The following is a 23,035-nucleotide window of genomic DNA, read 5'->3' as shown; positions in this document are numbered from 1 at the left end:
GAGAGTACGGCGGCCCGCGCGTCCACGCCACCAACCGCGCCCGGCCGCCCATTCCACCGTCTCCATGGAGAGCGTCATGACCGACAACCTCATCACCACCCCCTTCGGGGCACAGACGACCGCCGCCGAGGTGCTGGCCGACGTCGACCTCAACGGCCGCCATGCCATCGTCACCGGGGGAACCTCCGGCATCGGACGCGAAACCGCGCGCGTCCTGGCCGCTGCCGGTGCGGAGGTCACCATCGGCGTCCGCGACCTGGCCGCGGGCGCAAGGATTGCCGCGGAGATCACACCGGCCGGCGGCCCGGGAACGGTGCGCGCAACGATGCTCGACCTCGCCGACCAGACCTCGGTGCGCGCCTTCGTAAAGGCCTGGCAGGGGCCGCTGCACATCCTGGCCCTCAACGCGGGCGTGATGGCCCCGCCGCTGCAGCGGACGAAGGAGGGCTGGGAGATGCAATTCGCCACCAACCACCTCGGCCACTTCGCCCTCGCGACCGGCCTGCACAGCAACCTGGCAGCGGCCCGCGGAGCACGCGTGGTCTCCGTCAGCTCGGTCGGCCACGTCAACGGCGACGTGCTCTTCGACGACATCAACTTCGAGCAGCACGCCTACGACCCATGGGCGGCCTACAGCCAGTCCAAGACCGCCAACGTCCTGTTCGCCACCGAGGCGGGCCGCCGCTGGGCATCCGACCTGATCGCCGTCAACGCCCTCAACCCTGGCCGCATCACCAGCACCCGACTCGGCCGCCATATCGGGGACATCGCCAACAGCCCGGCCTCGTTCGACGCCACCAGCACCGACGTGTCCTGGAAGAACATCGAGCAGGGTGCCGCGACCTCGGTACTGCTCGCCGCCTCCCCGCTGACCGAGGGCGTAACCGGCCGGTACTTCGAAGACTGCAATGAGGCCCGCCCTCACCAGCCCGGCGTACGACGCGGGGTCGCCGCCCACGCCCTGGACCCGCAGCACGCGGCCCGCCTGTGGCAGATCTCCGTCGACATGCTCGCGGCCGCCGCAACGACCGCCTGACGGCGCCACACACCCCCTACCCGAACCAGGACTTCAAGGCACCACGGTCTTGATCACCGATGGCGGCGGCACCGTATCCGACCCAGCGTCAGCACGGCGAGCCGGAGTCCGCTTCGCCTGCCTCGCCGAACTTCTGCAGCCCACCCGCTTGACCACATCGAACCCATGCGGCTCCGGATCAGAAAGCCACGCCGAGGTCCAGGGGTCTCGGCGTGGAGGACACCGGCTCAAGCAAGCGCGACCGAAGAGATTTCGTCACCGGTTTGACCGGTGACGATCTCGCGTGCGACAGTCAACGCGCATGCAAACCATGGCAATCGCACATGGTTGATCGACTCAGACATGTGACGCGCAGGTCAGCGCATCGAAACGCACGGAGGATGTCACGTGATCAACAGGCGCACTTTCAGCAAGGCTCTCGGGCTGGGCACGGGCGCGGCCGCCGCTTCACTGGCCGGCCTGCAGAGTCTTCCGACCGCCTCTGCCGCCACGCAGAACGGAACCACGGCACCGACCGCACTCACGGTCACCCCCGGCACACACACCTCTTTCGCCATGCTGAAGCAGATCAAAGCCGGTCTGCTGGACATCGGCTACGCCGAACTCGGCCCCGCCCATGGCCCTGTGGTCATCTGCCTGCACGGCTGGCCCTACGACATCCACAGCTTCGTCGACGTCGCTCCCCTGCTGGCGGCAGAGGGCTACCGGGTCATCGTCCCTTACCTCCGCGGCCACGGCACGACGCGCTTCCTTTCCTCCCGGACGTTCCGCAACGCCCAGCAGTCCGCGATCGCCCTCGACATCATCGCCCTGATGGACGTCCTCAAGATCGAGAAAGCCGTCCTTGCCGGCTTCGACTGGGGATCGCGCACCGCCGACATCATCGCGGCGCTCCGGCCCGAGCGGGTCAAGGCGCTGGTGTCCGTCAGCGGATACCTCATCACGAACCTCGAGGCCAACAAGCAGCCCCTGCCGCCCAAGGCCGAATACGCCTGGTGGTACCAGTACTACTTCGCCACGGAGCGGGGCCGACTCGCCATGGAGGACAAGACGAAGCGGCACGACCTCACGAGGCTTGTCTGGGACACCGTCTCCCCGACCTGGGGCTTCGACGACGCCACGTTCGAGCGCACGGCTGCAGCCTTCGAGAACCCCGACTATGCCGACATCGTGATCCACAACTACCGCTGGCGATTGAGCCTCGCTGACGGCGAGCGCCGCTACGACCGTTTCGAGAAGCAACTCGCCGCACGGCCGGTCATCGCGGTGCCCGCCATCACCCTCGACGCCGAGCACGACCCCTTCACCGCACCGGGAGACGGCTCTTCGTACCGGGACAGGTTTACGGGCAAGTACGACCATCGCACCCTGAAGGGCATCGGCCACAACGTGCCGCAGGAGGCGCCCACAGCCTTCGCTCAGGCTGTCATCGACGTGGACCACTTCTGACGCAGCGTCCGGTCCACCGGCTCGTCCAGCCCCGAAACGGGAATCGCTCGCCTTGGTCCTCCGATGGAAGACCGTGCCTGCCGTCGTCATCACTGATCCCGCGTGCCGTTGACCAGCTCCGCACCAGTCGGCGAACGCCCTCGAGGACGTGGTGGACGTATCCGGGCGGGGAACGGCTCGCCGCCGCCGTGTCGTGGTGGCGGCGGTGAGGACCGCGAGTGGATCTGACGGTCGCGCGGTGGCGTCGGCTTGACCCGGGTCGTTGGGGTGGGACTCGAGAGAGGTGACGGTGAGCGTCATCCATGAGCGCGGCAGGGTGCCGAACACCTTCTCGTGAAGCTCGTCCTCGTCCGCGGCGCGCCACACGCCGATGCTGCGCGGTTCGCCGACCGAGGGCCGCAGCCGGAACAGGTTGCCGGTGGCGGTCAGCACCTTGGCCCGGGCTGCTTCGACGGCACGGCGCCGGTCGACCTCGGCCGAGTCTGTGCCTTGGGTCTGGCGGTGGTGACCTCGACCAGGAACTCGCGCATGGGGTTTCTCCGTTGGGGGTGGCGCCCGGTCGGGGCCGAACGCTGGAGGTGGGGTACGGCGTGAACAGCCCGTCGCTCCGATCGGACGACGCTCGACCGACCGGGGTCGAGCAGGAGCAGCCGGTCCTGAAGGCACGTCCTCATCGTCTGCCTGCTGCCGGGGCAGACCCCACGACCGGCTTCCTCCCTGCTGGAAGGCGCAGTCTCCTCCCAGCGACGTACCATGAGAGCGTGGAGCTGGGCCAGCTTCGGTACTTCGTCGCAGTCGCCGAGGAACTGAACTTCAGTAGGGCTGCCGAGCGGCTGCTGATCGCCGGCCCCTCCCTGTCCCAGCAGATCAAGGCGCTCGAACGCGACCTCGGCGTGCGGCTGTTCGATCGCGACCGCCGCTCCGTGTCCCTCACCCCGGCCGGTACGGCCCTGCTGCCGCACACCCGTGCCTTGCTGGAACGGGCCGACGACCTCCAGCGCCGTGCCCATGAGCTGGGCGGATCGGAGCCGGTCCGGCTCGGCTACGTCAACTGGCTCCCCGCCGACCTGATCGCCCGCACCTCCGCAGTCGCCCAACTGCACATCGACACCTGGATCGCGCCCTCCCACGCCCAGGCCGCCCGGGTCTCCGACGGCAGCCTCGACCTCGCCGTGTGCTGGGTACAGAACGAGGACCTGGAACGGCACGACCTGCGAGCCCAACTCATCGGTGCCGACCGGCTCTATGCGGTCACCACCGGAAATGACCCCAGCGATATCCCCGCCCGTGACACCGCGGTCCTCCTCGACGACGACACCACCTCCTGGTCGTCCTGGAACACCTTCGCCGAACAACTGACCCGTGACACCGGCGCCCACGCGGTACGCATCTCCGACGGCGGCATCACCGGACCCGCATTCTTCGACCACGTCCGCCGCAGCCCCCGTCCGGTTGTCAACTCCCCCAAGGGCCAGACCACACCGCTGCCGCCGGACCTGGTCCAGCGTCCCGTGATCGCACCCAAGGTCTACTGGACCTGGTCTCTGGTCTGGCGCAGAAGTGAAGTCCGCGCGGCGGTCCTCGCCGCCGTCGACGCCCTCACCACGGGAGTCGACGACCTCGGAATCCATGCCCCGGACGCCTGGCAGCCCGACGGGGCCCCTATCAGCAGTAGGTATCCCGGCACACCATCGGAGCGCCACCACTGACTCCGAGCGCAACGATCCCTGACGTGGAGCCCACGACAGCTACAACGAGTAACCGGCTGGACTGACGCCGCCGGGAAAGAGGCTCCACTCGACGCGCCTGGCAGCCCGGCGTGAGCTCAGCAAAGAGTGGTGACTGCGGTACGGCGAAGGAAATCCTCGGCCCGGTCCCACGACCAGCCGTTCTCCACCACCAGAGTGCGCCAGCCCGTCGGGCCGAACCAGAACCACAGGAGATCGGCCGTCTCCTCCACCGGGTAGGAGGGTGGCGGCGTCAGGGTGTGCAGATGGCGGGCAGCGGTGCGGAGAGCGTCCCGGTAGGCCGCGGTGGCGCGCTCCCACAGCACCTCGCCGTGCTCGTGGACGGGCAGCGCCTTGCGGATCGCCTCGTGCACCGTGAACTGCCCCTCGTTGCCCGCCCGCGTGCCGCGCGCCAGCGCTTCCAGCACTGCCTCCGGTGTCCGCAGGGCGAGGATCTGCCGCATGGCCTGCTCATAACCGGACGCGACCACGCCCTGGCCGACGATCCGGTCCAGGATGTCGCCTTTGCTCCCGACACTCGCGAAAACGGTCTTCGACGCGACGCCGGCCGCCGACGCGATGTCCGCGACGGTCACCCGTCCGTAGCCACGGTCCGCGAACAGTTCCGCCGCCCGCTGAAGGATCAGTGCGCGGGTCTGCGCGGCGGCCTGCTCACGCAAGGGGGAGATGTAGGCACGCTTGGACGACATGACGCCATCGTAAGCAGCATCATCACATGGCCGCACTATTCATTAGGCGGCTTGTAACCCTAATATGGGTCCGACGGATCACACAGCGAGCGAAGGCGATGCACGTCATGGGAATGGACACCACGGAACTGGCCCACGGCCTCTTCCAGATACTCGAGACAGGGGATCCGGTTCTGGCCGCCGACGTGGTCGGCGAGGAGTTCCACAACCGCGAAGCGGCCGTCTCGCCCCCGGCCTGCGCGATCCCCGGCCCCGCAGGCGTCCTGGCGTCGGGCGCGTGGATGCGCTCGGCCTTCAGCGACCTGCGGTTTCCCATCCTCGGCGTCGCCCGCAACGACCACCAGATCTGGGTACGGCTGCGCATGCAAGGACGGCACACCGGCCCGTTCGTACGCTTCAAGGACGAGGCCCTCGACCAGGCCATCCCTCCCACCGGACGCACAATCGATTTCGAGCAGATACACGTACTCGACCTCTGTGACGGCAAGGTGATCAGGCACGAAGCAGTACGCGACGACATCACCATGCTCGGCCAACTCGGCGTCTTTCCCCCGGCCCCGGCCACCGCCCTGCGCATGCTCGCGTGGCGGATGACCGGCCGAGCCGCTCGCGCAGCCGCCCAGGTCGCGACCCAGGCAGCCGAGGCAGCCGCCCTGCTCCGCGATACGGCGCACCCGAACCGCTGAAGCCTCCAGGAATCCGTCAACGGCGACCGCTGCGCCCTGATGGACAGCAACGGCCACCGCCTACCGGCGCAGGCCGCATCGCAGGCAGGACCCCTGCGGCACGCAAACCGCGGCGACGCTACTCAAAGGACCTTGAGCAGACGTTCGGCCAGCACGGCTGCCGAGGCAGGGTTCTGCCCAGTGAACAGGTTGCGGTCAACCACCGTATAGGGCTTCCACATCTCGCCCTTGGTGAACTCCACTCCCAGGTCGATGAGCTCGTCCTCCAACAACCAGCGGGCCTTCGGGCCGAGCCCGACCGCGTTCTCTTCCTCGTTGGTGAACGCCGTGATCCGGTAGCCGGCGAAGGGTGATACGCCGTGGATCCTGGTCGCCAACATCGCGGCCGGGGCGTGGCAGACAATGGCGAGGGGCTTGCCGGCGGCGAGCGCCGCGGTCAGCAACCGTCCGGCGTCCGCGTCCACGCACAGGTCTTCCATGGGGCCGTGGCCGCCCGGGAAGTAGACGGCGTCGTAATCTTCCAGGCGGGCGTCCGCCAAATGGATCGGCCGCCGCATCACCTCTGCAGAGCGAATGATCGCCTCCAGATCGAGAGCGGTCTGAGCGCTGCCGGCCATCTCGGGGCGCAGGCTCATCATGTCCACGGTCGGGATCACCCCGTTGGGGGTGGCGACCACGACCTGATGGCCGGCCGCGGTGAGCGCCTTGTACGGGGCCGCGAACTCCTCGGCCCAGTAACCCGTCGCGTGCCTGGTGCCGTCCTTGAGCGTCCAGTACGCCGCGCCGGTCATCACGAAAAGTAGCTTCGCCATCGAACAATCGACTCCTCGTCCACATTTAATGCGATTGGCGTAGATTCATTGCAGGCGCACCTTATGTTCGAGTATGAACCCTGCCACATGTCGCAGCCGATCTGCCGGACTGCGCGAGCCGAAAGTGTCATCCGGGCAGAACCGTTCGAACTCCCGCAGCGTCTGGAGGAGATGACATCGGTGCCAGATCGGGGTGCGGTCCAGAAGTTCACGTCGGCAGGTCTGTACCCACCTCTCCAAGATGGGGGACCTCCCGTCGAGCGGACTCCGCGGCTGCCCGGTTGAGTGTCTGTGCCGACAGCCCGAAATCTGCACCGTCCTGGCAAGGCCGGCCGGCATCCCACAGACTCACGGCATGGACACGGGACTTGCAGGACTTCTTGGCGGAGTCATCGGAGCGGCTGTGGGCGCACTCGGCGCTACGGCATCCTGCCCTGGAGCTCGCCAGGGCTTCAGCGTCAGCCGGCGCTGAGCACCCGGCCCGCCCCGGGGCCCGCCGTGGACCGCTCCGCTTCCGCGGGCGGCGAAACACTGTGGCCCGCGCCGCCCCGCGCGGTCAGAATGGCCGGATGCGCCGCATCGTCGTCATTGACGCCCCGTCCAACCTCGGCCTCCGGCCGCCCACCGAAGGCACCGTGCCCGGGTGCTACAAGCTGGCCGGAGCGCTGCGCGAGCAGCGGCTGGTGCAGCGGATCGGGGCGTACGAGGGCGGAGTCGTCGTGCCGCCCCGCTACGACCGCGGCGGCTGGAGGGAAGGCGACGGCGTGTTCAACGCTGAGGCGATCGCCACGTACACCCGCAGACTCGCCGACCGCATCGAGCACCACGTCCGGGCAGGGGACTTCCCGGTCGTACTGGGCGGGGACTGTTCCATCCAGCTCGGCGCCTCGCTCGCGCTCCGCCGCATCGGGCGGTACGGACTCGCCGTCATCGACGGATCCGCGGACTTCCGGCACCCCGGGAACTCCGACCGTATCGGTGCCGCGGGCGGCGAAGAGCTCGCCATCGCGACCGGCCGCGGCCAGGCGGACCTGACGGACCTCGAAGGGTTGCAGCCGTATGTCAGGGACGAGGACGTACGAGTCTTCGGCATCCGGGACTACGACGAAGAGCGGTCCGAACTCGCCGAATTGAAGATCACAAACGCGACGGTCGGGGAGATCCGGGAGTGGGGCGCCGAGGAGCTGGCGGGGGCGGTTCTGCAGACACTTGAAGTGCCCGTGACCGAGGGGTTCTGGGTGCATCTGGACGCGGACGTGCTGGACCCCTCCGTCATGCCCGCCGTCGACAGCCCCGACCCCGGAGGGCTGATGCCTGACGAACTCGCCCCCTTGCTAAGGACCTTGGTGCGGTCCGAGCGCTGCGTAGGATTCAACCTCACCATCTACGACCCCGATCTCGACCCCGACGGCTCCTGCGCGGCTCTCCTCGCCGACCTCCTCCAGACGACCTTCACCCAACCCTGACCGGGAGCGAGCCTGTTCAGCCGATCCATGGAGGAATCGTCAAGACCTGTGGATCAAGTCAGCTGGTCTGGTTCCGGTGCTGCAACTGACGGCAGGTGTCGGGCGTCGGGCCTACCGCCGACGCATGGCGTCGAGGACGACTTCCCTGGGACCCAAGTTGCGACTGGGATGGCTCTCCTACCGATCGATCGAGAAGCGATAGACCGTCGATTGCCGGACCTGGAAGCCGAGACGTTCGTAAAGCCGGTTCGCTGCCACACGATCCGGACGGGAGGTGAGGTCGACTGTCCGGGCGCCTGCTTCCCTGGCGATCTGCAGGGCCTTCTCGGTAAGAAGGCCCGCGATTCCCTGGCCTCGCGCCGTGCGGTCAACCACTACATCTTCGACCCGGGCCCGCAGTCCGGACGGCAAGGGCAGCAGCACCAGCGTCAGGGTGCCGACGATCGCGTCGGATGTCCGGGCGACCAGCACCGTGTTGGCATCACACGTCACCATCCGGTCGACCGCTTCACAGTCGAGAGGGTTGGCCGTCGCAGACAGCTGCGGCAGCAGTCGGCCGAAGGCCTCGACGAGTTCCTCACTCGCTTCCTGGATGATCTCTACACGGACGTCCATGACGGGAGCCTATCCGCCTGCCAGGACCGCCGGACACGCCGGCAAGACACGGTACTGCTATCGACTTTCAATGACGCGCTGATCATCCGGTGCCGCCACCCGTGACCGATAACTTCAAGCGACACAGCCCCGCACAGGCGCCGCTGGGAGGACACCATCATCTGAGATCCCGGCGTGTTTCCGTCTCACGCGTCCTGGCATCCACCCATGTCACAACCCCGGCGACAGCCAAGGTCAAATGAGACGGGACACCATGTCCGGTCTACGAGTGCTCCGGGCATCTCCGCGCATTTCTGGGTAACGGTGTCGGCAAACACGCGAGCCAGTGGGCTCAAGGCGTCCCACCGGCGAACCGCCCAACCGGCGGACAGGGCGGGCAGTGCCGGAAGCGGTATCAGGCGGACGCTGTTGTGGTCCGCGCCGTGGCGGTCGGGCAGGGCGGGTACGACGGCGTGGCCGAGGCCGAGCTCTGCGAGGAGGATGGCCGTGTCCCAGTCGGCGACACCCGTGTCGGCGGGATGCGGCCGGCACTGGTGAGGAGCCCGACCCCGGTGGAGCCGTCTTCGCGAGTGTGGACGATGACGGTGCGTCGGTTTCCGGGGTGGGGTGTAGGTGACGGAGGTGTGGCGAAGAAGCCGTTCGTGGGAGGGGTAGTCGGTTATGAAGCAGGTCCGTTCGCCACTTGAATACCAGACCTCACCACTCCCCCGAGATTGTGTGGCGTCCATCAATGACGCGGCAGTTGAGCGACGTCCGAGGTTCCTGCGGCGGGTGAGCGGTCCGGGGCGGGCGGGGCGGCCGGGTCGACGATCAGGGTCAGCAGGGTCGCGGCGAGCGCGCTCGCTCCGACCAGCCCGGTGACGAGCTGCCGACGCGACCGGTGAGTGCGGCCGCGGCCGGTCCTGCGAGGTCTGCGGTGACGTGCCATGAGGATCCCTGCCCTAGTACGAGAAGTTTTCGGAGTGGATGCGCTCGGCCGGGACGCCCGCCCTGGTGAGCGCAGCGGTCGCGGCGTCCGCCATTCCCGGCGGCCCGCACAGATACACGTCGTACTCGACGAGGTCGGGGAGCAGAGTTCGCAGCGACTGCGGTGCCAGCGGGTCGAAGGAGGCATCGGAGGGCCCGAGGAGATAGTGCAGCCCGGCCTGCCGGGTACGGGCGATGGCCTCCAGCTCCTCGCGCAGCACCAGTTGGGCCGCGTTGTTCGCACGGTAGAGGAGCGTGATGTCGCCGGGGCCGCCCGGCAGCGTCTCGAACAGTGCCCGCATCGGCGTGATACCGACACCGCCCGCGAGCAGCAGCACCTTGCGCCGCGTACGGCGGTGGGCGGTCATCGCCCCGAACGGACCGGTGGCCAGCACACGGGTGCCGGGCTTCAGCCGCCGTATCCGCCGGGTGTGGTCGCCGATCACCTTGACCGTGATCCGCAGGGTGTCGTCGCGGGCGGGCGCGGACAGCGAAAAGGGCAGTGCGGTGCGCCAGAGCCTGCGCTGAAGGAAACGCCAACGGAAGAACTGGCCGGATTCGGCCCGGAGTTCGTCCAGACTGATGCCCTGCACAACGACCGAGACGACATCCGGCCCCTCACGGCGTACATCGAGGACGCGCAGGCTGTGGCGGAGCGCCTGGCGTACGGGCACAACGCCTCGGTACCAGAGCAGCAGCACCGCGACGAAGGCATGCAGCATCGCCCACACCCAGACTGCGAGGACGCTGCCCGCTATGTCGGGTCCCACGAGTTGATGCGCGAAAGCGAGCGCGGCCGCCGAATAGGCGAGCAGATGCACGGCCCGCCAGGTCTCGTGCGGGACGCGCCCGCGCACGGTACGCGCGGAGGTGACACCGACGGCGACCAGGAGCGCGGTGCCGAGAGCGGCGGCAGCGATCCCGCCGTATCCGAGCAGGTCCCTGACGGCGGAGAAGAGGTCGGTGCCGGTGTGGGCCGCGTATCCGCACAGAGCGAAACCCATGTGCGCCAGGCACAGTGTGAGGACATGCCGTCCGCCGCGCCCGTGCCACCGTGCGAGCCGGTCGGCGCCGATGCCGTGTTCGATCGCGGGCACGCGCGCCATCAGCAGCAGCATGACGAGCACGCCGTACCCGGCGAGCAGACCGGTGAGATGGGCGGCGGTCGCGAAGAGTGCGTCGAGCCTCGCCGACGGCTTCACTTGGGCGCCCCAGAGCGCGACGACGCCCGCGGCACCGCCGCCGAGCGTCGCCTTCAGACCGTGTGGCGACAGGCGCGCGGGTTCCGGCACGTGGGTGCGCGCCGGAACCTGCTCCTTCGGTTGCTGCGTCGCCAGATACGCCGCGAGCGCCGGGGGGTCGGCAAGCCGGGAATCGTCAGTGGCCTCGATCGTCACGCGGCGAGACTAGAGGCGCAGGACGAGGAAAAGACGCTGTTCAGAGGCATATGCGTGATCCTTAAGGTCCTCTTGAGGATCCTCTGACCGCGGATTAAGCCGCGGGCCCGGCGGCCCTCAGTCCGATCACGGCGGTGGCGCACAAATCCTCCGGAACGCACATTGCCCGAACCCACCGCGCCGAAGTTCACGGCGGCGCAGCAGACCGGAGACGACGCGGATGCCGAACTCTCTCCAGCGCGCGATCACCGCCGACCGACCTGCACGTCCGGCGGACGGACGGTCGCAGCGGACCGACGACGTGAACGGCTTGTCGAGCAGGGCCTGAGGCGGTTCCGCTGAGGATCGAAACAGACCAGTCCCATCGAGCCCGCACGGGCTGTTGCGTACAGCGATGCTCCTCGCCCGTGCCCCAGCGCATTGGGAGGTGGATGAGCGGTCCTCCGGCCTCATCGATCGGCGGGCCGGCTGCCCAGGGTGAGGTTTGCGTATGGTCGAGAAAGCGTCGCCCTCGACGAAGGGCTCAGCGCTGTGCTCGTCGAGTCCTCACAGCGTCTGAGCCTCGGGCATGGCCGCACTCAGCCAGATCAACATCGCCCCGCGCGTTGAAGTGGTGCGGGGCAGCCGCTGACGGATGCTGGACGTTGTCCGGCTGGTAGTGGCCAAGCGTTCCCTGTGGCCGAAGTGGGAGACGAGGGACAGTGAGCAACGGTGTTTGGGTGAAAGGTGCGTGTGTATGAGCATCATTGCGTGGATCTTGATCGGCCTGCTGGCCGGTGCCATCGCTAAGGCGTTGATGCCGGGCAGGGACCCGGGAGGCTGCCTGATCACGATGCTGATCGGCATCGCCGGCGGCCTTCTGGGCGGCTGGCTGGGAAAGGTCATCTTCGGCGTGCACTCGATCAAAGGCTTCTTTCACCTCTCCACCTGGATCGCCGCCGTAGTCGGATCCGTCATCGTCCTGGCCGTCTACCGGCTCATCGCAGGACGACGACGCTCCCACTGAGGCGCCTGGAGAACGGCGTCGCCACGGACCGCCGGCCCGGCATCGAGAACCTCGTGGCGAGCGCACCGGTGGCTGTGCAGTCGCCAGCGCCCGTGGCCGTATGTCGTTGCATCCGTGGGGGCGTGTTCGCCCGCAGCGCGTGACCGGGATCGTCGAAGAGGGCTTTGCCGGACGTCCCCTCGACGTCAGGCGTGCCTCGTCTCAGGCACTGGAGCTCACAACACGGTCCACGTCGCCGGTGTTGGCACAACCGGCACGCCACGAGCCCCCGGATCGTCCAGCATGCGATTCTCCGCATCGCCCGCTTGCGCAACCTCTGTCAAGCCGGGCCGAGCAAGCCAGATCGGGCTCGAGCGGGGGCGCGACGCCATGTGAGTGATTCCGGCAGGGCGGTCGGGTCGCAGTCCACGCGCCGCCAGAGGATCGGGGCGCCCTTTCGCTAATGTCCAGGTCGCCGCGCCTTCACGGGCAAACGGGCGGGCGCCCCAGCTCATCGATTCAGCAGCAAGGAAGGATCGTTCATGGCCGTGTGCGAGGTATGCCACAACGACTACGAGCTGGCGTTCGAGGTACGTGCCGCGGGAGGGGCGGTCCACGTCTTCGACAGCATCGAGTGCGCCGCCCAGAAGATGGCCCCGACCTGTGTCAACTGCCAGTGCCGCATCCTTGGCCACGGCATGCAAGCTGACGGACAGTTCTTCTGCTGCGCACACTGCGCGCGTGAGAAAGGTTTGTCCCGGTCCCAGCTCGTGGATCACGCCTGAACCGTTCCTGGGCAGCGAGGTAGGAGTGAGTCCTGACTCGCCGGCACGCCCCGCACGGGCTTGGGCGCACTGGTCCTCCGCTTTCGCGTCCTGGCCGCCGGCGACGCATATATACAAGGGGCGGGTCCCCATACAGCCTCTGACGGTCGGCTCAGGCGTCAGCGAGCATGCCGGTGCGGAGCTTGGTCAGGGTGCGGGCCAGAAGCCGGGATACGTGCATCTGGGAAACGCCCAGTTCCGCACCGATCTGGGACTGGGTCATCTCCTGGCCGAAGCGCATCTCGACGATGTGGCGCTCCCGGTCGTCGAGCTCTTCCAGGAGCGGAGCCAGAGTGTGAAGGTCTTCCACGAGTTCCATGGCGGGATCGCGGTCGCCGAGGATCTCGGCATAGGTGGGGCCGCCGTCGGCTTCGTCGTCGTTCCCGCCGGGAGTGTCGAGAGAGCCGGCCATGTAGCCGTTGGAGGCCACCAGGCCCTCGTTGATCTCATCGTCGCTCAGGTCGAGGTACTCGGCCAGCTCGTGAACGCTGGGCTGGCGGTCCAGGGCGACTGCCAACTGCTCTTTGGCCTTGGCCAGTTCCAAGCGGAGTTCCTGCAGACGGCGGGGGACGTGGACAGCCCAGCTGGTGTCACGGAAGAACCGCTTGATCTCCCCGACGATGTAAGGGATGGCGAAGGAGGTGAATTCGACCTCGCGTGACAGGTCGAAGCGGTCGATGGCCTTGATCAGGCCGACCGTGCCAACCTGGAGGATGTCCTCCATCTCGCCTCTGCCGCGGTTACGGAACCTGCTCGCGGCGAAGACAACCAGGCTCCGGTTCATCTCGATCAGAGTGTTGCGGGCGTACTGGTATTCGCGTGTGCCTTCTTCGAGGACCTGAAGCTGGTCCAAGAACAGCTTGGACAAGGCCCGCGCGTCCTTGGGCGCCACTTTGCCCGCGTCCTCGATCCACGGCAGGTCACCCACGATCCGCTCGCTGCGCGCCGACGATGTCGTCCGCTCCGGTGCTACGGACATTCCTTGGGCCTGGATGGATCTCGTCACGTCGCCACCAATCCTCGATCGACTGCCACGCGTCACCTGCCCCCGAAGCCCGTGACCAACCCCTCCCCGAACAAACAGGACGGTTCCCCCCTTCCTACTGCCGGCGTGTCCAGACACCGAGGGCCGCCGTGTGCACCCAGCAGTCTCAGAGGAGAGGCGTCAAGGTCCGGCGCGACAGCACCCCTTGGCAGGCCACGGACCGTTCCGCGGGCCGCTCGTCGCGCGGGCGCTGAGCATCCGGGTGTCGGCCTACACCTGTACGGCCCGCTCCAAAGTGGGGAGGGAATCCAGGAGTTGAGTTCGAACCGGCTCGGTCTGACGCTTCATGGTGCTTTCTCTCCTCGGTCCGCCGGTTCGTTTCGTGGGGACACCGCGAGGGAGAAGGAGTGCCCGGCAGGGTCGGCATAGAAACGTACGCCACGTGGCCCACTGCTGTCCTTGGTGTCTATCGGGATTGCGCCGAGACTCACGGCTTCGCGTTCCGCCTCGTCCAAATCATCGTGCGCGACGAGTATCCGAAGATGCGCCTGCTGGGCGTCCTCCGGCCGCGGCCAGCTCGGTGGGGCGTAGCCATGGTCCCGGCGGATCGCCAGGTGTACGCCGTTGTGGCCGACGAGTTCCACAAAATCAGGATCGCTCATGCCTTGGATTTCCGCATCGAGGAGTGAGGCGTGGAAATCCGCCAGGGCTTCGGGCTCCGCGCAGTCCAGCACGAGAAAACTTGTTTTTGCAACAGTCATGTGATTCCGGTACCCGCCGGCGCTCAGAACACACGGGCAGCAGCCAGTGCTCACTGTCGGCAGGTTCGGCCTGTGTCCGTTTCGGGATGTTTCCGCGCGACCAGCTGCTCCGTCACGCCGTACGTTTCGACAGCTTCCAGGGCGGGGCTGCATGGCCGGCGCACGGGATTCCCGTGCGCGGTCAAGATGCCGGACGATGACAAGGAAGCGCCCATCCCGTACGCGTTCAACTGAGCAGTGACGGCGTTCCGTCCGGATGTCAGAAGGAAGCCAGTGGAATCCGGGCATGCGGAATACCGGTCGTAGAAGTCCGGCCCGGGTTCAGGCCGCCCCAGTCGTGGTTGTCGAACCAGACCCGCGCATGGGGGGGGCGGTGAATGTATGGAGAGGCAGACAAATGCGGGGCGGCTCCACACCTGGAGGTGTGGAGCCGCCCTGCATTACTGGGCTAGAACTGCATCTCTCTACCAGCGGTACCAGCGGCCACGACGACCACCGGCTCCGACGGAACGCATGGCAAATCCGAGCAGCCAGACGGCCAGCACGATCACGGCGACGATCCACAGGGCCTTCAGTGCAAAGCCGGCACCGAAGAGAAGCAGGGCGAGCAGAAGAACGAGAAGCAGGGGAACCATAGTTATCAACCTCCAGAGCATCGTGTGCCCTGGCATCACCCGGTCATGCGTCCGATCTTTATGTGTTTCTTATGCTTCAGCATGGGCATGTGATACGGCCCCGCGCCTCACGTACCTCGAACAAAAGGCAGACAACGGGCTGCACCCGCTATTCCTCGCGGCCGGTCAACGACTTGCGGTCGCCGATGACGGGCGGCCAACTGCGCAGTAGTTGCGCGGTGCGCTGCGAGCTTTCGGCTTCCTCGTCATCGACTGCGCCTGACCCCGAAGACCAACAATCGGCAACCACGCCGCCGCCGGCCGCGCCCTCACCCAGCACGCCGCGGACGTACACGCCCGCACCGTCGCGGTCGGACACTCACCGCGCGGCCCGCTCACCCAGTTCGCCGACGGCAGCTTCACCAGTGCCCTCACCCGCGCCGCCACCTGCACGGTCGCCCTCATCGGGCCCGACCACACACCCCGACACCTGACCATGGACACCCTGGCAGAACTGCGCAACAGCGCCGTCCGAACAGGCCGCTCGGCGGGTCAGCAGAGGGACGGCGGACATCAGGACGTACCCGACCGTTCGCCGGAGGCCTTCTACGTGCAGGGATTCGACTCCCACAGCCATTACACGTACGTCGACTACGACTTGGTCGAATCCTGCCCCGCATGTGAGGCGAACAGCCTGGTTGCCGACGTGGAATTTGCCGGTCAGGCCCCGGATTTCGTCACATCGGTTGGCGTAGTCCTGCGACGAGGAGCGCGGCCAGTCGGCGCGCGTCGTAGCGGGGGTCGCTGTCGGCGCCGATGCAGAGGTTCCCGATGCCGCGCATGAGTTGGTAGGCGTCGAGGTCGGAGCGGATCTCGCCGGAGGCGGCAGCAGCGTCTAGGAGTTGGGTGCACACCGGCAGGAGGCGTTCGAGGAAGTAGGCGTGCAGCGCCTCGAAGCCAGCAGTGTCCCCCTGCATCGCGGCGGCCAGGCCGTGTTTGGTGACCAGGAAGTCGACGAAGAGGTCGACCCACCGCCCCAGGGCGGCATGGGGTGTCGAGCTGGTCGCCAGCAGGGCCGGGCCGGCCTCGGCACAGGCGTCGACCTGGTGACGGTAGACGGCGATGACGAGGTCGGCCCGGGTGGGGAAGTGACGGTAGATCGTGCCCATCCCGACGCCGGCCTCGGCCGCGATGTCGCGTACCGGCGCTTCCACGCCCGAGGTGACGAAGACCGCGGCGGCCGCGTCCAACAGGGTCTGCTGGTTGCGCCGGGCGTCCTTGCGCTTGGACCTGGCTGAGCTTCCCGGGCCCTGGCTGCTGTCGTTCACCGCGGCACTCCTTCCGTAGGTCTTGCAAAGCGGAACAGTGTTCCGTATTGTTAACGGAGCGACGTTCCGTTTCACCCATGATGGCAGACCCGGAGGCGGTCGACCAGGCCGCTGTCGCAGTCACGCTCCACCCGGATGGGAAGAGCACGCGAGGGTCGGCACCTGCGTTGATGTGGCTCCGCATGAGAAACGCTCCTCGCTCCCCACTCTGCCCGGCCTGCGGCGCCACCGACCGCCGGCCCCACCGAACCCAAGAGTGCGAAGGCACTGAACGGAAGGCACTTCCATGTCCGACTCGAAGACCGCGACCGAGCAGAAGATCGCGGATGCGCCCACCACGGTCGTGTCCGCGAAGCCGGTCGTTCTGTCCGCCCCGGGCCGCGGTGAGGACCTCCAGGTCCGCGTGTCCGCACCCGCGACCGGCGACGATCTTCCCGTCATCGTCTTCTCGCACGGCTTCGGCTGGTCGATGAACGGCTACGCCCCGCTGGCGGACTTCTGGGCCGCGCGCGGCTTTGTGGTCCTGCAGCCCACCCACCTCGACTCCAGGACCCTCGGCCTCGCTGCCGAGGACCCCCGTACGCCGCGGATCTGGCGCTTCCGTATCGAGGACCTCACGCGTGTTCTGGACGGACTCGACATTCTGGAAGCTTCCGTGCCAGGCCTCGCCGGGCGCCTCGACCACGACCGCATCGCTGTGGCCGGCCACTCATGGGGAGCCCAGACGGCGAGCACACTGCTGGGCGCACGCGTCCTGGACTCCGAGGGTGTTCCCGGAAAGGACATGTCCGATGCCCGGGTCAAGGCGGGTGTACTGCTCGCCCTGACCGGCCTGGGCGACGACCTGACCCCTTTCGCCGCCGAGAACTTCCCATTCATGAGGCCGTCCTTCGACAGCATGACCACGTCGGCTCTCATCGTCGCCGGGGACAACGACCAGTCCCACCTGTCCACTCGCGGACCGGACTGGTTCACCGACCCCTACACGTGCAGCCCGGGAAGCAAGAGCCTGCTCACGCTGTTCGAAGCCGAGCACTCGCTGGGAGGAATCGCCGGGTACGAGGTCGCCGAGACGACGGACGAGAGCCCCGCACGCGTCGCCCTGATCCAGCAGCTCACCACGGTCTTCCTGCGCAGCGCCCTCTACCCGGAGGACACCAGCTGGCGGGCGGCGGCCAGCGCACTGGACGAAGACCCCAACCCGCTGGGGAAGTTGCAGAGCAAGTAAGCAATCTGTCTCCGAGCCTCACGAGCGCCGGCAGGCCCGGTGCGCCATGGCAGCCGGCACCGACCCCCAGTGAGGCGACGCCGAACGGCTCGAGTGCAGCGTCGCCCGACTCGGCCATGCACGCCTGCGCATGTTTCAACTGACACCTCCGGCGGATGTTCGCCGGAATCGTCGGCACTGCTGACCATCAGGATTGCTACAGGAAGGACACATGATGATCCTCGTCACCGGAGGTCTCGGCTTCATCGGATCCCACACCGTGCGAGCGCTGCTCGACCTGGGCGAAGACTGCGTTGTGGTCCAGCGCCATGCCCGTGAACTCCCGGCCGTACTCGCTGGAGCGCGGGTGGAGGTGGAGCAGGCGGACGTCACCGATCGCGATGCCCTGCTCGCGATCGGCCACCGCCACGACATCACGGGCATCGTGCACCTGGCGGGGTCCTATCCCTGGCCTCCCGTCCCCGACGCGCCGGTCGAGGCGACACGGCAGGCGCTGGGCGGGCTGCTGAACATCGCGCAGGCAGCGCAGGAATGGGGCGTGCGGCGTCTGGGCGTCGCCAGCACGATCGGGGTCTACTTCGGCGCCACGAACGACGGACCGCTACGCGAGGACGCTCCGCTGCCGATGAGCGCACTCGTCTCGATCCCCACCTTCAAGAAGGTCGGCGAACTGCTGGGCGGATTCCTCGCCGACACGACGGGTGTCGACATCGTCAACTATCGCGTCTCCGGTACCTGGGGCCCGCTCGGCCATCCCGATCCGTTCTTCGCCGCGCCCGCCCTCATTCACGCTGCCGCCCGCGGCACCGCCCCGGACCTCTCCAACCTCGTGGGGCCGGCCTTCGCCGAGGACGGGCTCGACCTCAACTATGTGAAGGACACCGGGCGGGCGATCGCGCTCCTTCAGCTCGCGGGCAAGCTGAACCACCGTACGTACAACGTCGGTTCCGGCCGAGCTACGACCAACGCCCAGCTCATCGAAGCGATCAGGAAGGTGGTCCCCGACGCCCGGGTCGGCCTCCCCACCGGAGGCGATGCACCGCACCTGGTCCTCGACATCAGCCGCCTCCAGGAAGACACCGGATACCAGGCCGAGTACGACACCGAGCAAGCCGTCAGCGACTACATCGCGTGGCTGCGCGCAGGCAACAAAAGATGAAGTCAATCGCCGACAGGCAGGGGCGTGGGCTTGCGCAGCAGCCACTGTCCGAACGTCCGACGCGGGGGCCGCACCACGACGCGCCCAAAGCTCTTCTTGCCGACCAGCTCCACTCGCAGCGTGATCGGCGTACCAGGGTCCGGCGTCCGACGGATCTTGACCTTGCTGTATTCCAGTGTCAGGGCATCGGCATCGACCACGATGCCCGGTTTCGTGACCAGCGTCAGGGTCTTGCGGCCGCACCGCAGAACTCGACGAGCGCGGCGATGACCACACTGTGCTCGTCCACGTGCGCCGCAGCAATCCCGACGGATCCGAGCAACCGCGCGCCTCCTGGCTGGCCGAACAGATCGGCCAGTCCGTCATCGGCCCACCACAGGAATAACCCCCCGCTCCACAAAGCGGTCAAGGTCGACAGCGTGGACCGGGGGCCGGCAAGGCCCGCGTCGTCCGCGCAGTGCCGCGTATTCTCGCCCGGAGCATATCGAGCGAAGGACAGCGCACGTGGTGGACAGCAGCAAGGATCACGGCCGCACGTTTCCCGACAGTTCTGACGGTTCGGGCCCGGAGGCATCGGAGCGCGTCTCGCTCAGCGTCCGGGCGCGGGATGCCGTCCGGCAGCGGATTGCCGATGGTCGCTACCCGCAGGGGGCGCGCCTCGTGGAGCGTGAGGTCGCCGAGGAGCTGCGCATGTCCCGGGTCCCTGTGCGGGAGGCGTTGCGTGCTCTCGTCACCGAGGGTCTGCTCGAACTGCTGCCGCACAGCGGTGTGCGGGTACGTCGCTTGGAGCGAGTCGACGTGGAGCACCTGTACGAGGTGTGGGAGCCGCTCGCTGTACAGGCGTCGCGTCTTGCGGCCCGCCGCGTGGCCCGGGCCGCGCCGGGTGAGCTGTCGCCCCTGGCCCCGCTGCAGGCTTCCCTCGACCGGGCCGAGCGGGCTGCCGGTGATGGTGACGGAGCGCGCGAGGTGGCGGCTCACACCGCGTTCCACGAGAACATCGTGACACTGACCGGCAACCCGCTGCTCGCCCGCACCATGGAGCAGCTGAGCTGGCAGCTTCAGCTGTTGTTCGGGATGCGCAGAGAGCCGACGCACATGCGGGCACAGCACGAGGTGATGTTCCGGCACATCGCGCAGGGCGACGAGGAAGCGGCGGCGGCGAGCACGCTGCTGCACGTGCGCGACAGCCGGGCAGTGGCCATGAGGGCGCTGTTCGAAGCCACGTGAGATTGGTATACAAAGCCTCTTCGTGACCGATGGTGCCCAAATCAACTCGCGCATATTGCCCCATTTTGTGAGCAATCTTCGAGAGGTGAATTGCCTCTTCCCCGCCAGCTACGCATTCTGGTATACAAAAAGCTCCACGATCGCTGAGCTTGATCCAAGGAGCCCCAATGTGCGTAGAGCCCGCCCCTCCCCCCTCGAGCCGGCTGACCCGGCGTGGTGTTATCGCGGGAGCCGCAGCACTGGCGGGGACCTCGGCTCTCCTTGCCACGGCAACGCCTGATGCGGCAGCTGCGCGCCGGGGCCTGTCGTCGGGCGGCGACCTGGTCGTAGACGGCGGCACCCTGTTCGACCCGGCCACCGGCGATGTCATCGAGGATGCGGTCGTCGTCATCAGGGGAGGCGTCGTCCGCGCGGCCGGGTCCCGGGAGCGCATCGCCGCACACGTCCTCACCGACGCGCCCGTCCTGCAGGCGCACGGCCGATGGATCCTGCCTGGCCTGGTCGACGCGCACATCCACCTCAACACAGTGACCGAAGCCCGTGACGCGGTGCTCAGAGGTGCAACCACCGCGCGCAGCGGGTCGACGAACTTCTACCAGGACATCGCGGTACGGGAATTGGCCCGCCAGATGCCACAGCAGGCGCCTCGGCTCCGGGCCGCGGGCATCTTCGTGACGCCGGACCTGGGCGACACCATTCTCGCTGACCCGGACCTGGCTCCGCTTGCCCGGCTGCGGGACGGCGTGCGCTCGATGGAGGCCCTGCGCCGCGTGGTCGAGGTGAATCTGGCGCGCGGCGTCGACACCATCAAGACCCGGGTGAACGAGCGAGCCGGGCTGCCCGAGCAGGACCCGCTGGTCCAGGTGTACACCTACGAGCAGCTGTCCACGATCGTCGCGGCCGCCCGGCGCGGCGGCAAGAGCGTGCTGTGTCACAGCTACAGCGAGAAGGGCTGCCACGACGCGGTGAGGGCAGGAATCCGCTCGCTGGAACACGGAGCATTCGTCGGCGAGCACACGCTGCACGAAATGCGGCGCCGGGGAACATACTTCACACCGACGCTCACCGCGATCGCCGGACTCGTCGACTCCTCGGACCCGATTCTGGCGGAGCGCGGCCGTACGTATCTGCCGGTGCTCAAGCAGGCGGTGCTGGCCGCGCACGAACTGGGTGTTCCGCTTGCGGCCGGTACGGACTCCTCGGGCGGCAAGGTGCAGCCCATCGGCCGTGAAGTGGAGTTGATGCGTGCTGCGGGGCTGCCCGCCCTGGACGCGATCCGCACGGCGACGACCGGCGCGGCCAAGCTGCTCGGCCTTGAAGGGACGGTTGGCCGCCTGCGGCCCGGCTTCACGGGAGACATGCTGGTACTGGACGGCGATCCGCTCGCCGACGTCACTGTTCTCAAGAAGCCGGCGCGCGTGGTGCGGGCGGGCGTTGCGCTGCAGTGAAGGCCGTCAAAGGTCCGCGCTGTCCTTTCTCGGGGCGTGCATGCCCTGCACGCAGCTTTTCTCTCCTCCGATCACAGCTCTGAAGGAGCATTCGATGCATGCCGAGTCCTCCCCTTCCACTTCCGGCAGCCTCTCCCGGCGGGGCGTGCTGGCCGGTGCCGCCGCCCTCGGCGGCAGTGTCGCCGCGCTGTCCGTGAGCGCTCCTGAGCCCGCCGCCGCAGTCCCGCACTCGGGAGCCGTGCCCCATGCAGCCGACCGGATCACCGAGCAGGCGGGGCACCATGCGAACGCCACGGTCTTCAAGAACGTGCGGCCGTACGGCGCGAAGACCCCCGTCGACCTCACCGTCGTGGACGGCCTCGTCGTGAGCGGTCCGGCGCCGAAGGACGCGACGGTCGTCGACTGCAAGGGGCGGATAGCCCTGCCCACCCTGGTCAACGCTCACGTCCACCCGGACAAGACGTCGTGGGGCGAGCCGTGGGTGACGCGCAACCCTGCACACTCCATCGCCGAGTACACCGCCGAGGACGTGAAGCTGTACCACGCACTGCGCACGCCGCTGAAGGACCGCGCCCAGCGCCTGATGGCGCATGCGGCAGCCCAGGGAACCCGGGCCATGCGCGCGCATGCCGACGTCGCGCCCGCTTACGACCTGGCGGGCGTCGAAGGCATCGGGGCCGCCCGCAAGGCACTGCGGCACGCCCTCGACGTAGAGATCGTGGCTTTCCCGCAGCACGGGGTCATTCGTACCCCTGGCACCAAGGAACTCCTTGAAGAGGCAGCGCGCACCGGTGCCATCGACCGGGTCGGCGGCATCGACCCGATCGAATTCGACGAGGCGCTCGACGAGCAGCTCGACGTGGTCTTCGGCATCGCCGACCGGCACGGCGTCGGCCTCGACATCCACCTTCACGAGCGGGGCGGAAATGGTCTGAAGTCGCTTCGCGAGATCATCGCGCGCACCCGCGCCCTGTCGCTTCAGGGCAAGGTCACCGTCAGCCATGTCTTCTGCCTGCCGGAGCTGACAGACCGCGAACTCACCCGGATCGCAAACGACTTGGCCAACGCGGGCGTCTCCCTGACGACGGTGGCGCCCGACTCGAAGCTGGTCCTTCCCCTCGACCGGTTGCGCGACCACGGAGTCCACGTCGGCCTCGGCACCGACGGCATACGCGACGCGTGGAGCCCCTTCGGCAACGCGGACATGCTGCACCGTTCCCACCTGCTGGCCTGGGTCCAGGACGTGCGTCTGGACGAAGAGCTGCAAGCCGCCTTCCGCGCGGGCGCCGACGGCGGCGCCCAGCTCCTCAGCCTGCCCCGGGTCGACCTGAAGCCCGGCTCCCCGGCCGACTTCTTCCTCGTGCGCGGCGAGTGCCTGCCCCAGGTTGTGGTGGACCTGCCCGCGCGAGACATGGTGGTGCGCGCCGGAAGGATCATCGCCAAGGACGGCGAACTGACCCACTAGCGAGCCCCTCGGAAGCAAGCCCGCTCCCGCCTGGGTCGCTGCGCTGCGGCCCGGGGCGGCGGAGGGGATCGCCGCGGCACAGGACCGGGAGCCCCCTCGACGGTCGGGCAGTGTCCGACTTCCAGGTGAGGTTCCTGCATCCCCGAC

General features: G+C 67.9%; 25 protein-coding genes and 2 pseudogenes. 13 read left to right on the top strand and 14 right to left on the bottom strand.

Annotated elements, in window-relative coordinates; genetic code table 11:
* The first annotated feature begins 76 nt into the window (after nucleotides 1-76).
* A complete protein-coding gene (locus OHA88_RS41730) occupies nucleotides 77-1,036 on the top strand; it encodes an SDR family NAD(P)-dependent oxidoreductase (RefSeq protein WP_328629423.1) in 960 nt (319 codons plus the stop codon).
* Between the two features lie 387 nt (nucleotides 1,037-1,423).
* The gene (locus tag OHA88_RS41725) at nucleotides 1,424-2,485 is read left to right on the top strand and encodes an alpha/beta fold hydrolase (RefSeq protein ID WP_328629422.1); all 1,062 of its coding nucleotides are present in this window, start codon (nucleotides 1,424-1,426) and stop codon (nucleotides 2,483-2,485) included.
* Nucleotides 2,486-2,803: 318 nt separating this feature from the next.
* On the opposite strand, the pseudogene OHA88_RS41720 reads toward OHA88_RS41725, so the two are convergent.
* Nucleotides 2,804-2,917 (bottom strand): annotated as a pseudogene (locus tag OHA88_RS41720) (muconolactone Delta-isomerase family protein); the annotation flags it as partial.
* Nucleotides 2,918-3,246: 329 nt separating this feature from the next.
* Here OHA88_RS41720 and OHA88_RS41715 point away from each other — a divergent pair.
* Nucleotides 3,247-4,194, top strand: coding sequence for a LysR family transcriptional regulator (locus tag OHA88_RS41715; RefSeq protein ID WP_328629421.1), 948 nt, complete (start codon nucleotides 3,247-3,249; stop codon nucleotides 4,192-4,194).
* Nucleotides 4,195-4,310: 116 nt separating this feature from the next.
* On the opposite strand, the gene OHA88_RS41710 is transcribed toward OHA88_RS41715, so the two are convergent.
* Nucleotides 4,311-4,922 carry a TetR/AcrR family transcriptional regulator gene (locus OHA88_RS41710; RefSeq protein ID WP_328629420.1) on the bottom strand — a complete coding sequence of 204 codons (612 nt, stop codon included), beginning with the start codon at nucleotides 4,920-4,922 and terminating at the stop codon, nucleotides 4,311-4,313.
* A 107-nt stretch (nucleotides 4,923-5,029) separates the two neighbouring features.
* On the opposite strand from OHA88_RS41710, the gene OHA88_RS41705 reads away from it, so the two are divergent.
* Nucleotides 5,030-5,608, top strand: a complete 579-nt coding sequence (locus OHA88_RS41705; protein WP_328629419.1) for an ester cyclase — start codon at nucleotides 5,030-5,032, stop codon at nucleotides 5,606-5,608.
* A 122-nt stretch (nucleotides 5,609-5,730) separates the two neighbouring features.
* On the opposite strand, the gene OHA88_RS41700 is transcribed toward OHA88_RS41705, so the two are convergent.
* Nucleotides 5,731-6,420, bottom strand: a complete 690-nt coding sequence (locus OHA88_RS41700; RefSeq protein ID WP_328629418.1) for a type 1 glutamine amidotransferase domain-containing protein — start codon at nucleotides 6,418-6,420, stop codon at nucleotides 5,731-5,733.
* A 281-nt stretch (nucleotides 6,421-6,701) separates the two neighbouring features.
* Here OHA88_RS41700 and OHA88_RS41695 point away from each other — a divergent pair, with 281 nt between their 5' ends.
* Nucleotides 6,702-7,886 (top strand): arginase family protein, encoded by a 1,185-nt coding sequence (locus OHA88_RS41695; protein WP_328629417.1) that lies wholly within the window; start codon nucleotides 6,702-6,704, stop codon nucleotides 7,884-7,886.
* Nucleotides 7,887-8,063: 177 nt separating this feature from the next.
* On the opposite strand, the gene OHA88_RS41690 is transcribed toward OHA88_RS41695, so the two are convergent.
* The 4 genes from OHA88_RS41690 to OHA88_RS41675 form a co-directional block, all read right to left on the bottom strand.
* Complete coding sequence (locus OHA88_RS41690; protein WP_328629416.1) at nucleotides 8,064-8,501, bottom strand: GNAT family N-acetyltransferase; 438 nt, start codon at nucleotides 8,499-8,501, stop codon at nucleotides 8,064-8,066.
* Between the two features lie 185 nt (nucleotides 8,502-8,686).
* On the bottom strand, nucleotides 8,687-9,229 hold the full coding sequence (locus tag OHA88_RS41685) for a LysR substrate-binding domain-containing protein (protein WP_328629415.1): 543 nt from the start codon (nucleotides 9,227-9,229) through the stop codon (nucleotides 8,687-8,689).
* On the bottom strand, nucleotides 9,229-9,429 hold the full coding sequence (locus OHA88_RS41680) for a hypothetical protein (protein ID WP_328629414.1): 201 nt from the start codon (nucleotides 9,427-9,429) through the stop codon (nucleotides 9,229-9,231). Before OHA88_RS41680 ends, OHA88_RS41685 begins: the two co-directional genes overlap by 1 nt.
* 13 nt (nucleotides 9,430-9,442) lie before the next feature.
* Nucleotides 9,443-10,864 (bottom strand): ferredoxin reductase family protein, encoded by a 1,422-nt coding sequence (locus tag OHA88_RS41675; RefSeq protein WP_328629413.1) that lies wholly within the window; start codon nucleotides 10,862-10,864, stop codon nucleotides 9,443-9,445.
* Nucleotides 10,865-11,600: 736 nt separating this feature from the next.
* Between OHA88_RS41675 and OHA88_RS41670 the strand changes: the two genes are divergently transcribed.
* A complete protein-coding gene (locus OHA88_RS41670) occupies nucleotides 11,601-11,870 on the top strand; it encodes a GlsB/YeaQ/YmgE family stress response membrane protein (protein ID WP_328629412.1) in 270 nt (89 codons plus the stop codon).
* Nucleotides 11,871-12,391: 521 nt separating this feature from the next.
* The gene (locus OHA88_RS41665; RefSeq protein ID WP_267007272.1) at nucleotides 12,392-12,634 is read left to right on the top strand and encodes a hypothetical protein; all 243 of its coding nucleotides are present in this window, start codon (nucleotides 12,392-12,394) and stop codon (nucleotides 12,632-12,634) included.
* Between the two features lie 151 nt (nucleotides 12,635-12,785).
* Here OHA88_RS41665 and OHA88_RS41660 read toward each other — a convergent pair whose 3' ends face one another.
* From OHA88_RS41660 to OHA88_RS41645, 4 genes are all read right to left on the bottom strand, one after another.
* Nucleotides 12,786-13,652: an RNA polymerase sigma factor SigF gene (locus tag OHA88_RS41660; RefSeq protein ID WP_328629933.1), complete on the bottom strand. Its 867-nt coding sequence runs from the start codon at nucleotides 13,650-13,652 to the stop codon at nucleotides 12,786-12,788.
* Between the two features lie 350 nt (nucleotides 13,653-14,002).
* Nucleotides 14,003-14,419, bottom strand: a complete 417-nt coding sequence (locus OHA88_RS41655; protein WP_328629411.1) for a VOC family protein — start codon at nucleotides 14,417-14,419, stop codon at nucleotides 14,003-14,005.
* Nucleotides 14,420-14,883: 464 nt separating this feature from the next.
* Nucleotides 14,884-15,054: a hypothetical protein gene (locus OHA88_RS41650; RefSeq protein ID WP_030932556.1), complete on the bottom strand. Its 171-nt coding sequence runs from the start codon at nucleotides 15,052-15,054 to the stop codon at nucleotides 14,884-14,886.
* A 148-nt stretch (nucleotides 15,055-15,202) separates the two neighbouring features.
* The gene (locus tag OHA88_RS41645; protein WP_328629410.1) at nucleotides 15,203-15,388 is read right to left on the bottom strand and encodes a hypothetical protein; all 186 of its coding nucleotides are present in this window, start codon (nucleotides 15,386-15,388) and stop codon (nucleotides 15,203-15,205) included.
* Here OHA88_RS41645 and OHA88_RS41640 point away from each other — a divergent pair.
* Nucleotides 15,332-15,562, top strand: a pseudogene (locus tag OHA88_RS41640) (universal stress protein); the annotation flags it as partial. The gene OHA88_RS41645 and the pseudogene OHA88_RS41640 overlap by 57 nt on opposite strands.
* 208 nt (nucleotides 15,563-15,770) lie before the next feature.
* On the opposite strand, the gene OHA88_RS41635 reads toward OHA88_RS41640, so the two are convergent.
* On the bottom strand, nucleotides 15,771-16,361 hold the full coding sequence (locus tag OHA88_RS41635; RefSeq protein ID WP_328629409.1) for a TetR/AcrR family transcriptional regulator: 591 nt from the start codon (nucleotides 16,359-16,361) through the stop codon (nucleotides 15,771-15,773).
* Between the two features lie 286 nt (nucleotides 16,362-16,647).
* Here OHA88_RS41635 and OHA88_RS41630 point away from each other — a divergent pair, with 286 nt between their 5' ends.
* The gene (locus tag OHA88_RS41630) at nucleotides 16,648-17,589 is read left to right on the top strand and encodes an alpha/beta hydrolase family protein (protein ID WP_328629408.1); all 942 of its coding nucleotides are present in this window, start codon (nucleotides 16,648-16,650) and stop codon (nucleotides 17,587-17,589) included.
* Nucleotides 17,590-17,800: 211 nt separating this feature from the next.
* Nucleotides 17,801-18,748: an NAD-dependent epimerase/dehydratase family protein gene (locus OHA88_RS41625; protein WP_328629407.1), complete on the top strand. Its 948-nt coding sequence runs from the start codon at nucleotides 17,801-17,803 to the stop codon at nucleotides 18,746-18,748.
* A 2-nt stretch (nucleotides 18,749-18,750) separates the two neighbouring features.
* Here OHA88_RS41625 and OHA88_RS41620 read toward each other — a convergent pair whose 3' ends face one another.
* A complete protein-coding gene (locus OHA88_RS41620) occupies nucleotides 18,751-18,948 on the bottom strand; it encodes a hypothetical protein (RefSeq protein ID WP_328629406.1) in 198 nt (65 codons plus the stop codon).
* Between the two features lie 23 nt (nucleotides 18,949-18,971).
* Entirely contained in the window at nucleotides 18,972-19,157 is a 186-nt protein-coding gene (locus tag OHA88_RS41615) for a hypothetical protein (RefSeq protein ID WP_328629405.1), read from the bottom strand.
* 95 nt (nucleotides 19,158-19,252) lie between these two features.
* On the opposite strand from OHA88_RS41615, the gene OHA88_RS41610 reads away from it, so the two are divergent.
* From OHA88_RS41610 to OHA88_RS41600, 3 genes are all read left to right on the top strand, one after another.
* Nucleotides 19,253-19,975: a GntR family transcriptional regulator gene (locus tag OHA88_RS41610; RefSeq protein ID WP_328629404.1), complete on the top strand. Its 723-nt coding sequence runs from the start codon at nucleotides 19,253-19,255 to the stop codon at nucleotides 19,973-19,975.
* Nucleotides 19,976-20,142: 167 nt separating this feature from the next.
* Nucleotides 20,143-21,423: an amidohydrolase family protein gene (locus OHA88_RS41605; protein WP_328629403.1), complete on the top strand. Its 1,281-nt coding sequence runs from the start codon at nucleotides 20,143-20,145 to the stop codon at nucleotides 21,421-21,423.
* A gap of 94 nt (nucleotides 21,424-21,517) precedes the next feature.
* Nucleotides 21,518-22,888, top strand: a complete 1,371-nt coding sequence (locus tag OHA88_RS41600; RefSeq protein WP_328629402.1) for an amidohydrolase — start codon at nucleotides 21,518-21,520, stop codon at nucleotides 22,886-22,888.
* Nucleotides 22,889-23,035 lie beyond the last annotated feature (147 nt).

The organism is Streptomyces sp. NBC_00353 (assembly GCF_036108815.1).
Lineage (GTDB): Bacteria > Actinomycetota > Actinomycetes > Streptomycetales > Streptomycetaceae > Streptomyces.
Note: the sequence above shows the minus strand (reverse complement) of the source record. Positions and strands in the feature narration are given on the sequence as shown.